The 10,035-nt window shown below is 62.7% G+C and carries 8 protein-coding genes and 4 pseudogenes; 4 read left to right on the top strand and 8 right to left on the bottom strand.

Annotated elements, in window-relative coordinates:
• The 4 genes and pseudogenes from BVER_RS33790 to BVER_RS12990 form a co-directional block, all read left to right on the top strand.
• Positions 1 to 126 (top strand): annotated as a pseudogene (locus tag BVER_RS33790) (IS630 family transposase); the annotation flags it as partial.
• A gap of 239 nt (positions 127 to 365) precedes the next feature.
• Positions 366 to 542 carry a hypothetical protein gene (locus BVER_RS33785; RefSeq protein ID WP_232316529.1) on the top strand — a complete coding sequence of 59 codons (177 nt, stop codon included), beginning with the start codon at positions 366 to 368 and terminating at the stop codon, positions 540 to 542.
• Positions 518 to 883 (top strand): Spy/CpxP family protein refolding chaperone, encoded by a 366-nt coding sequence (locus BVER_RS33780; RefSeq protein ID WP_369094829.1) that lies wholly within the window; start codon positions 518 to 520, stop codon positions 881 to 883. Before BVER_RS33785 ends, BVER_RS33780 begins: the two co-directional genes overlap by 25 nt.
• 131 nt (positions 884 to 1,014) lie before the next feature.
• Positions 1,015 to 1,446: a PGDYG domain-containing protein gene (locus BVER_RS12990; RefSeq protein ID WP_370444239.1), complete on the top strand. Its 432-nt coding sequence runs from the start codon at positions 1,015 to 1,017 to the stop codon at positions 1,444 to 1,446.
• 26 nt (positions 1,447 to 1,472) lie between these two features.
• Here the strand turns inward: BVER_RS12990 and BVER_RS12985 are convergent, their stop codons facing one another.
• From BVER_RS12985 to BVER_RS12950, 8 genes and pseudogenes are all read right to left on the bottom strand, one after another.
• Complete coding sequence (locus BVER_RS12985) at positions 1,473 to 1,838, bottom strand: DUF3022 domain-containing protein (protein ID WP_050453650.1); 366 nt, start codon at positions 1,836 to 1,838, stop codon at positions 1,473 to 1,475.
• Positions 1,839 to 1,865: 27 nt separating this feature from the next.
• Positions 1,866 to 2,657: a YhfC family intramembrane metalloprotease gene (locus BVER_RS12980; RefSeq protein ID WP_050453649.1), complete on the bottom strand. Its 792-nt coding sequence runs from the start codon at positions 2,655 to 2,657 to the stop codon at positions 1,866 to 1,868.
• Entirely contained in the window at positions 2,658 to 3,785 is a 1,128-nt protein-coding gene (locus BVER_RS12975; protein WP_050453648.1) for a LacI family DNA-binding transcriptional regulator, read from the bottom strand.
• 108 nt (positions 3,786 to 3,893) lie between these two features.
• Positions 3,894 to 4,846 (bottom strand): annotated as a pseudogene (locus BVER_RS12970) (2-hydroxyacid dehydrogenase).
• 953 nt (positions 4,847 to 5,799) lie between these two features.
• Positions 5,800 to 7,095, bottom strand: coding sequence for an MFS transporter (locus BVER_RS12965; RefSeq protein WP_050453646.1), 1,296 nt, complete (start codon positions 7,093 to 7,095; stop codon positions 5,800 to 5,802).
• A gap of 63 nt (positions 7,096 to 7,158) precedes the next feature.
• Positions 7,159 to 8,152: pseudogene (locus BVER_RS12960) on the bottom strand (sugar kinase).
• A 29-nt stretch (positions 8,153 to 8,181) separates the two neighbouring features.
• Positions 8,182 to 8,975, bottom strand: a pseudogene (locus BVER_RS12955) (sugar phosphate isomerase/epimerase family protein).
• A gap of 135 nt (positions 8,976 to 9,110) precedes the next feature.
• Positions 9,111 to 10,010 (bottom strand): LysR family transcriptional regulator, encoded by a 900-nt coding sequence (locus BVER_RS12950; RefSeq protein WP_050453645.1) that lies wholly within the window; start codon positions 10,008 to 10,010, stop codon positions 9,111 to 9,113.
• Between the last annotated feature and the right edge of the window lie 25 nt (positions 10,011 to 10,035).

Below are 10,035 nucleotides of genomic sequence, written 5' to 3'. Positions count from 1 at the left end.
AGCATCGAGCGCTATGTCGCACGCTACAACCAGCACAACCGTCCATTTGTCTGGACCGCAACCGCCGATTCCATCCTTCAGAAAGTGGCTCGGTTATGTAAAGTTATTTCTGGGACGGAACACTAGCTGCATTTTGTGTTTTGCATGCATCGGCGGCAAACCGCGCATCGGCGATTATTCGCGAACGTATCGAATGTAAGCAGATGTGCGAGAAAGAGCGAATTGTCGCGCAATCGTGATACTAATATTCGCCTTTGGCATCTGCGTTGTCTGTTCCGGCTTTCGATTACGTTTCGAACGCGTTTCGAAGCATCGGCGAACGGCGGCGCAAACCGACCCCATTCATCGAATCAAGGTAAGGCGAAATGAAAAAGACCCTCGCTGCATTGGCGGCGTTCAGCATCGTGAGCACGGCGTTCGCGCAAACTTCGGCACCGGCTGCGGCATCGGGCGCGGCCAGCAGCCCGCCGCATCGGCGAGCACGCCGACCAAGCGCGAAGCACGCGTCGAAGAGCGCATCACGCAACTCCATTCGAGCCTGAAAATCACGTCGCAGCAGGAAGATCAGTGGTCGAAGTTCGCCGATGTCATGCGTGACAACGCGCATACGATGGGCGATCTGTATCGGCAGCGGCTGTCCCAGCGCGACACCATGTCCGCCCGCGCTCGACGACATGAAGCAATACGCGCAGATCACGCAGGCCGACGCGGACGGCACCAAGCGTCTGGTCGATGCGTTCGAGCCGCTTTACACGAGCCTTTCGCCCGAGCAGAAGAAGCTTGCCGATACGGCGTTCCGTCAGGGCGGCCCCGGCAAGGGACGTCATGGGCATGCGCCGCGCAAGCCGCATGCGTCGGGCGCGGACGCGGCATCGGCAGCTAAGCCGTAAGCGTTCTCGTGATCGGATCGGGCCCGCATCGTCATCGACATGCGGGCTTTTTATCTTCCGCGTGATGCAAAATGGCGCGATAGCCGGTACGATCCCGCTCCCTGATCTTCACAGAGCTCACGCCATAACGCATGTCACCCAACTCGATCTCGCCGCCGATCCGGCCGCGCCGCGCCGCGTCGTCAAGGACGAAACCGTGAGCGTCGAATTCGCGGCCGTCGCCGGCGAACTGATGAGCCTCGAAGGACCGAACCGCTACGCCGTGGGCGATGCGATCGTCAGCGGCAGCGGTGGCGAGCGCTGGGTAGTCTCGCGCGAACGTTTCGATGCGAAATACGTGCCGCAAGCGGATATCGCGCATGGCGACGCGGGCGCGTACCGTAATCGGCCGAGCATCGTGCTGGCGAAACAGATGCACGCGCCGTTCACCATCGCGCGTTCGAACGACGGTGACGTGCTGACCGGCGATGCCGGCGACTGGGTCATGCAATACGCGCCGGGCGATTACGGCGTCGTGAAGGCGGCGCGATTCGCGAAGGTGTATCGCGACGCCTGAAAAGCTTTAAGGCGCTTTAAAGCGCCTTAAGCGAAATCGTCGCCCATGTCGATTTCCAGCTCACGCGGCACGGTCTCGCCGTTCGCGTGCATCTCTTCCAGCGATCCCAACGTCGCCTCCACATACGCGCGCAACACGGCATAACTGCGCGCGTGCAGACGCGGCGGCATCGCGCGATAACGCGCCAGCGCATCGGGCGCGAATCGCACGTCGATGGCGATGCGTCGCGCCGTCGGACCCATGCGCATCGCGACATAGTGAATGGTCAGCGACGTGCGGCCTTCGTCGTCCTTGCGCTCGACAAAACGCGTCTGGTCGGGAAACAGATCGCAGATCACATGCGCGAGCGTGTCGATATCCGGGCTCGGGCATTCGTATTGGTATTCGTCCATGGCGATGAATTCGTTCCCGATTACATGTCAAAGCGCCGCTTGCGCCGCCGCGCGATAGTACCGCACCAGCGCGACCGCGACGATCACGCCCAGCACGAGATACACGGCATCGGCGGCGAGCAGCGGAATCAGGCGCGCCTGAAACAGCGCGGCGGGCAGGCCGACGAGCGCGTGCGCCGCGATCAGCATGCCGAGCGCATGACGCGATCGCTCGCGCAGCAACTGCCACATCAACGCTGAAAAACCGAGTTGGAACACGAATGCGCTGGCGCGCTCGACCACGAAGATCGTCGCCGAGACGGGCGACAACGTGGCCAGCACCATGTGGATGCGCGCGAGCGCTTCGATGGGCGCGCTGCTGAAGTGTCCATCGAGCGTGCCTTGATTGGCGAGCACCGCGTAGAGGATCCATTGCGCCTGCACCAGCACGCCGACGATCCACGCTTCCGCCCCGCCGTGCCCGATGCCGTATGCAAGCCCGACGCCCGGCCGTTCGAGCGCGGAAGGCTCGCGCGAGACGAGCCATTTCATCGCGAGATAGCGGCCGGTTTCCTCGAAGAACGCCGCCGTCAGCACGCCGTACACGACGAACACGGCGGGATTCGTGAGCCACGCCGTCGTCGATGCCTGGCTCAACATGTAGCCGTGCAGCGCGCGCTCCAGCACCATCGCAAACAGCGCGAACACGGCGACGCCCAGGATCGTCTCGCGCGGATTGATCCCGAAGCGCGCCCGCGCCTTTTTGTACAACACGACCGGCAAGGCCGCCACGATGAGCGTCGCGATCGCGAGGCTCATCAACGTCGTCACACTGACCATTCAACTCCCTGAAACCTTCGATTCCTGATTCGATGATGCCTGATCCGATGCGCTCGTCGCCCTGTCCGTCGATGCCCGCACCACGAGTTCGCCCGGCAGCAGACATTCGCGCGCGGGCATCGCCGCGCCGCCGAGACGTTCATGCAGAAACTCGACCGCGTGCCGGCCGATATCGTATGTCGGCTGACGCACCGTCGTCATGCCCGCGAGTTGCGCCCATTCGGAATCGTCGATCGACATCAGCGCGATATGCGCCTGCCAGTCGCCGCCGAAACGCGCCTTCAGATGCACGGCGACACGCAGCGCCACCGGCCCGTTCGCCGCGAACAACGCGACGCGCCGGCCCGTCGCGCGCGCGGCCGCCACACGGCGATCCAGTTCGGCGAGCGCGGGCGCGGCATCGGCGAGATCGATCACGAGCGTCGCGCCGTTGACACGGCTGATATCGCGTACGTCGAGGGCCGCGACGGTCTCACGAAACGCGGCTTCACGCAAGCGCCGCGAGCTGACATGCGTCACCGGCTGCACGATGAAAAGCAGTTCGTCGAAGCCTTGTTCGACGAGATGACGCGTTGCCTGCGACACGGCCGCGAGATTGTCGAGGCCGACCATATCGGTCACGAAGCCTTCGACGCTGCGATCGACCAGCATGACGGGAATGCCGCCTTGCGTGAAACCCTGCAGCAATTCCTCCTTCACGCCGAGCGCATTCACGATCACGCCTTCGACGCGATAGGTCGTGAGCAGTTGCAGATAGCGGCGTTCCATGTCGACTTCGTTGGCCGCGTGACAGATCAGCGGCATGTAGCCCAGCGCATGACACGCGGATTCGACGCCTTGCAGCACTTCGACGGAATAGGGATTCGTCAGGTCAGCGAGCAACATGCCGATGAGCCGATTGCGGCCGCGCTTGAGGCCCCGCGCCATCTGATTGGGCCGATAGTCGAGCTTGGCGATGGCCGCTTCGATACGCTCCCACAATTCGGGCGACAACACGCCCGTCTCGCCGTTGAGATAACGCGAGATACTGGTCTTGCCCGTGCCGGCTTCGCGCGCGACATCGGTGATGGTCGCGCGGCGCGTGCCGAACACGGGCACGCGGCCGGGCGGATTGGGTTGATCGGACATGGTCGTCGTGTCGTGTCGACGCAGCGTCCGTTCGAGCGGCGATGGACGCTGTCGTCATTCTCCTCGCATGTGCGTCATGTTAGCGCATGCCGAAGCCGAGGCTTTAAATCAGCGCTCGAGCACCGCGCGATTCACGATGTTGGTCGTGAGCGTGCCGTTCAACGCGCCGACGAGGTTTTCGGCGGCGTTGCGCGCCATCGCGTGACGCGTTTCGTGCGTGGCCGAGCCGATATGCGGCAGCGCGACGACGTTCTTCATTGTCAGCAACAGCGAGTCGATGGAAACCGGCTCGTGTTCGAACACATCGAGTCCTGCCGCGCGGATCGTGCCGTTCTTCAATGCGTCGACGAGGGCGTTTTCATCGACCGTCGGACCGCGCGATGCGTTGATGAGGATGGCGCTTTTTTTCATCTTCGCGAGTTGCTCGCGACCGATCATGCCGCGTGTTTGCGCCGTGAGCGGCACTTGCAGGCAGACGAAATCCGATTGCGCGAGCAGTTCGTCGAGTTCGACGCGCGTGGCGCCGTATTCTTTTTCCGCTTGCTCGTTGGCGTGACGATTCGTGTACAGCACATTCATGCGAAATCCGAGCGACGCGCCACCGCACCGCCGATGCGGCCCAAGCCCACGATGCCCAGCGTTTTACCCTGCACGTCCACGCCGAAACACGCTTCGCCGATGCTCGATTTCCAGTTGCCTTCCTTGACCCATTCGGCAAGTTCCACGACGCGGCGGGCGCTCGACAGGATCAGCGCGAAGACCGTATCGGCAGTGGATTCCGTCAGCACGTCGGGTGTATGCGTCAGGATGATGCCGCGGCGCGTCAGGTCTTCTACGTCGAATTGGTCGTAGCCTACTGAGATCGTCGACAGCGCTTTTAGACGGGGCGCGTTGGTTAGCATTTCTGGGGTTATTTTTATGCTTGCGCCTATGGCTCCATCGGCCTCTTTTAACGCTTGCGCTAGGTCTTTTGGGTCTGTTTGGATTAGTTCTGCGTGTTCGCTTAGATACGCTTCTACGTCTGCTGGCAGTGCTTTGTACGCAACGATTTTCTTTCGCATTTTGGGCTTTGCTCCTTGGCTTTTGTTTCGTTTTTGCTGCTGTATTTGCAGTAGCCGCCTTCCCGGCGGAGGGGTCACTTTCTTTGCGGCGGCAAAGAAAGTAACCAAAGAAAGCCGCTGGCCGATCCTAAGCACCTTCTTGAGCGGCCGTGGCACAGGAATTTAGACTTGGCACAGCAGTAGCGAGTGTTCTCGCCGTGTGTCCGGGCGCTGGTTCCCATGCGATTTTTCCTTTCTCGCCCAAATAGGTAACGGTCCCCTTCGGCTTACTCCGACCCGCTGCGCGGCCGGTTTAGGGCCGTATAGGCAACCGGCAGGGAATTACCGAAACGACCTCGAATGCGGCATCGGTTCCATCGTTATTCGGTCCTACCTCGGGCAGCTCTCCGACAAAGGCTTAGGCTTTTGAACATCGAAGCGAGCCGCATTTCACTTCCCACACACACGCCTCATTTTTTCCGCTGCGCATCTTGCGCAGCCCCGAGCACAGACAAAAAGGTTCTTCCTCAACTCGTGCCGAAGACCTCAATCAGCTCCGCTCGCCGCGTTCCATTGCCCTGCCGAACGTTCCCGTACGTGCGCGCATGTATTCATTGGAGCACTGACCAAGGTAGGGCCAAATAACGAAGAAAGCGATAAGGCATTCGAGGTCGTTTCCGAAATTACCTGCCGGTTGCCCGTACGGCCCTAAACCGACCGCGCAGCGGGCCGGAGTAAGCCGAAGGGGACCGTTACCTTGTCAGGCGAGAAAGCGCGAATCGCATGGGAACCACTAACCGAACACACCGCAAGAGCACTCGCTACTGCTGTGCCAAGTCTCTAATACTGTGCCGGGGCCGCTCAAGAAGGTGCTTAGGATCGGCCAGCGGCTTTCTTTGGTCACTTTCTTTGCCGCCGCTAAGAAAGTGACCCCTCCGCCGGGAAGGCGGCTACTGAACAAGAAAAGCGCGAAATCACGAAACCCGCTGCGACCGCACCGTCAAGGTCAACCAAACCGCCACCAACAAAGCCAAACTCATAAAAACATAAGAGGCCGCCGGCGACCCCGTCGCCCCATTCAAATACCCGACAACATAGGACCCGACAAATGACCCAAGCGCCCCCATGCTATTGATAAGCGCCATCGCCCCGCCGGCGACATTCTTAGGCAGCAACTCAGGCACGATCGCAAAGAACGGCCCATAAGGCGCATACATCGCCGCGCCTGCAATCACGAGCAACGTATAAGAAGCCCAAAAGTTAGTCGACCCCAGCAGATAAGAACCCGCAAACGCAATTGCACCGATCAGCAAAAACGGCCAAACGAAAGCCTTACGCGCCTGCAATTTATCCGACGCCCAAGACGCCAGCAGCATCGCGATCGTCGCGGCGAGATAAGGCTCGGCGGAAAGCCATCCCGTCTCGACCATGCCGAGCGTCGAGCCATTCTTGAGAATGGAAGGCAGCCAAAGCACGAACCCATACACGCCGATGCTCCAGCAAAAATACTGTCCACACAGCTTGATCACCGCCGGCGATTTGAACGCCTCGCGATAGTGATAGTTCTTCACCGGCTTGATCGCGGCCTGCTCCGCGCGCAAGGTCGCATCGAGATCGCTCTTTTCCTGCGCGCTCAGCCAGCTCACTTGCGCCGGCTTGTCCTTGACGACGAACCACCAGATCACGGCCCAGATCACCGCAGGCAAGCCCTCGGCGATGAACATGTGCCGCCAGCCGAACGAGTTCACCAGATAGCCCGATACGACGGACATCCACAGTACGGTCACCGGATTGCCGAGAATCAGAAACGTGTTTGCGCGCGAGCGTTCGGACTTGGTGAACCAGTTCGCGATAAACACCAGCATCGCCGGCATCACCGCCGCTTCGACCACGCCCAGCGCGAAGCGGATCGCCATCAACGATGGAATGTTGCTCACCATGCCCGTGAGCGCCGCGCATCCGCCCCACAGAATCAAGCTCCAGAACACCAGCTTCTTTACGCTGCGGCGCTCGGAGTAAATCGCGCCGGGAATCTGGAAGAAGAAGTAGCCGAGAAAGAACAGCGCGCCGATCAGCGAGGACAAGCCCTTGCTGATGCCCAGATCGGCGTTGATGCCCGCCGCCGACGCGAAGCCGTAATTGGCGCGGTCGAGATAAGCGAGGCTATAGGTGATGAAAACGATCGGCATGATCGCCCACCAGCGGCGCACCGCGAGCGTCGTCTTGCCTGACGATGCAGAAGGCGTCGCCGTCGATGTGTTGGTTTGCATGGTCGTCTCCGAACGGAAATCGGTTATCTCTCAGGTTCTCGCACGGGTGGGCCCGTGTCGTGTTCAGGCGATATCGAGCGCGGCTTTGGCCGTCTTGTCGTTCGCATCCAGTGCTTCCAGCGCGTCGAGCGCGGCGCGTGTCGGCAAGCCTTCGCTGTCGCCGATCACCTGAATCGTCAGTGCGCCGATGGGGTTGCCGCGCGCGCACGCCTGACGCATGTCGCGTCCTTCGAGCAACGCGCTGATCACGCCGGTCGCGAAGCCATCGCCCGCGCCGACCGTATCGATCACGCGTTCAACAGGCACGCCCGCGACGATGCCCTGATCGCCGTCCGCCGTGCGGTAGAACGCGCCGTGCGCGCCGAGCTTGACGATCACGCCGCGCGCGCCCCTGATCCAGATAGAACGCCACGATGTCCTCGGGCTTGGCGTGACCCGTCGTCAGCGTCAAACCTTCGGAGACGCCCGGCAGCACCCAGTCGGCGAGCGCGGCCAGCGCGTTGAGCGACTCGGCCATCGCTTCGCGCGAGGGCCACAGCGTCGGACGCAGGTTCAGATCGAACGAGATCGTCTTGCCGGCCTTGCGCATTTCGCGCGCCATATGAAAAGCGAGTTCGCGCGATGTCGCGGAAATCGCCGGCGCCACGCCCGTCAGATGCAGATGGCGCGCGCCGAGCACGTAGCTCGCGTCGTAATCGTCGATCGACAGATGGCTGGCGGCCGAACCACGCCGAAAATATTCGACGGCCGGATCGCTTCCGTCGTCGCATTTGCCCTTCAACTGGAAGCCCGTCGGATAGCGCTCGTCGATCGTGACGCGCGCCGCGTCGATGCCTTCCGCCGCCAGCACGTCGAACACATAGCGGCCGAAGGAATCGTTGCCGACGCGGCTCATCCAGCCCACCTTGAAGCCGAGCCGCGACAAACCGATCGCCACGTTCAGATCCGCGCCCGCGACGCGCTTGGTGAACTGTCCGACCTTCGCGAGTTCGCCGGTTTCGGCGGCGACGAACATGGTCATCGCTTCGCCGTAAGTAACGATGTCGAGTGCTTGCATGGAGTGTCTCGTCTGATAGAATACGTAATTCAAAATGCCGCGATGCGCGCGATCTGGCGCTGCGCGTCGGCATCGAATGCGCCGGTCGAATCCGCGATAAACGGATGCTCGTTGCCGCGCGGCACATCGACATCGCCCGGCAAGCGCGCGAGCAGCGTCGCGAAGCGCGTGTCGCCATCGGCGGGCGCGGCGGCGAACTGGCGCGCGCCCTCACCCATCACCGATTTGCAGTGCACGTAGCCGACGTAAGGCTCCAGGCGGCGCGCGGCGTCCAGCGGATCCTCGCCGGTCCAACGCCAGTTGCCGGTGTCGAACGTCATCGCGATGCCGCTTTGCGACGGCAACGCGCCGAACAGCGTTTCGAAGGCGCGGACCGTGCCGCCCGCGCGCAGTTGGCCGTTTTCCACGACCAGACGCGCCCGCGTGTTCGATGCCGCCGACATCAGCCAGTCGAGCGTCGCGGCATCGGTGGCGACGCCGCTTTCCGTGCCGCCCAGTTGCAACTTGACGATGCGCGCTTGCAGCACCGCCGCTTCGTCGATCGCGAGCGAAAGCGCGGTGCGGTCCAGCGCGCCGTCGTCGGCGAACAGCGTGGCGGGCGTCGAGTACACGGCCCACAAGCCCGCCGCGCGAATCCGGTCGCCGAGACGCGCCAACGCGTCAAGATGGGCGCAGCCGTCGGTGGCGAACAGTTCGCGGCGCACTTCGAAGCCGTCCGCGCCCGCGTGCGCCGCCACGCCGCCCATTCGGCGTGGCCGTCGCGCCGGATCGCGTCCGCGCCGAACGCGCTCGCGACGACGACGATTTGCGCTGTCGCTGTCAAACCCGACGATTTCGCTTGAATTTCCACGCTTGGAACCGGTTCTATAAACAAATTTCAAAAAAGACGCCCGAAGCGTCCCGTTTCTGGAGCCGCATAGTGCGCCCGGGTGGTCCGAACGCGCCATAGTGGAAATCCCTAGCGTGGGTAGCCCGGCAAGTCCGGTTCCTCGCACAGTTCGAGGAAGCGCGCGGCGACGCGCGACGGCGTCGCGGCATGCGGCACGAGGATCGAAAACCGGCGCGTCAGCGGTTGCGGCGCGATCCGCAAGCGTCGCAGCGCACTGTCCTCGTGGCGAATCGACATCGCCGACACGAAGCCGATGCCCATGCCGGCCCGCACCGCTTCCTTCACGCCCTCCACGCCCGCGATTTCCAGCGCGACGCGCATCGCCGCGCCGCATTCCGCGAACGCGCGCTCGATGATCTGCCGCACGCCCGAGCCGGGTTCGCGCAGGACCAGCGGATACGCGCTCACGTCGTCGAGCGTGGCGAAATCGCGGCCATCGGCCAGCGGATGACCGCTCGGAACGATCGCGACGATCTCGTCCTCGCGCCACGCCGTGACGGTCGTGCCGAGCGGCAGATCGTGACCGGTCGGGCCTTCGACCAGCGCGACATCGAGCGAGCCGAGCGCCGCGACGATATCCGCCGTATTGCCGTCGATGGTGGTCGTCGTCACGTCAGGATGGCGCTTATGGAACGCCGCGATCAGATACGGCAGCACGTAGCTGGCGGGCGTCGTGCTCGCGCCGATGCGCAAGACGCCGCGCTCCAGACCGCGCAATGCGTCACGCAGCGCGTGGGCCGCGCGGAAGGTCTCGCGCAGCCGTTCGGCGTGCCCGAGCAACTGTTCGCTCGACGCCGTGAGACGAATGCCGCGCCCGTCACGCAGATAAAGCGGCTCGCCGAATTCGTCCTGCAGCAGCTTCAGCTGGCCTGAAACGGCGGGTTGCGACAAATGCAACGCCACCGCCGCGCGGCTGATGTTGCCGTGCTCCGCGACGGTCGCAAAGGTTATCAGCTGTTCCGGGGTCATCTGAATGAAATATCGGCTGATCTGA

Origin of the sequence: Candidatus Burkholderia verschuerenii, assembly GCF_001189365.1 — a bacterium.
Lineage (GTDB): Bacteria > Pseudomonadota > Gammaproteobacteria > Burkholderiales > Burkholderiaceae > Caballeronia > Caballeronia verschuerenii.
This window is presented reverse-complemented; position numbering and strand designations above follow the sequence as displayed.

Coding starts and splice junctions, on each gene's coding strand:
- BVER_RS33785 (WP_232316529.1), top strand. CDS start 366: ATGAAAAAGACCCTCGCTGCATTGGCGGCGTTCAGCATCGTGAGCACG.
- BVER_RS12985 (WP_050453650.1), bottom strand. CDS start 1,838: ATGGACGAATACCAATACGAATGCCCGAGCCCGGATATCGACACGCTC.
- BVER_RS12980 (WP_050453649.1), bottom strand. CDS start 2,657: ATGGTCAGTGTGACGACGTTGATGAGCCTCGCGATCGCGACGCTCATC.
- BVER_RS12975 (WP_050453648.1), bottom strand. CDS start 3,785: ATGTCCGATCAACCCAATCCGCCCGGCCGCGTGCCCGTGTTCGGCACG.
- BVER_RS12965 (WP_050453646.1), bottom strand. CDS start 7,095: ATGCAAACCAACACATCGACGGCGACGCCTTCTGCATCGTCAGGCAAG.
- BVER_RS12950 (WP_050453645.1), bottom strand. CDS start 10,010: ATGACCCCGGAACAGCTGATAACCTTTGCGACCGTCGCGGAGCACGGC.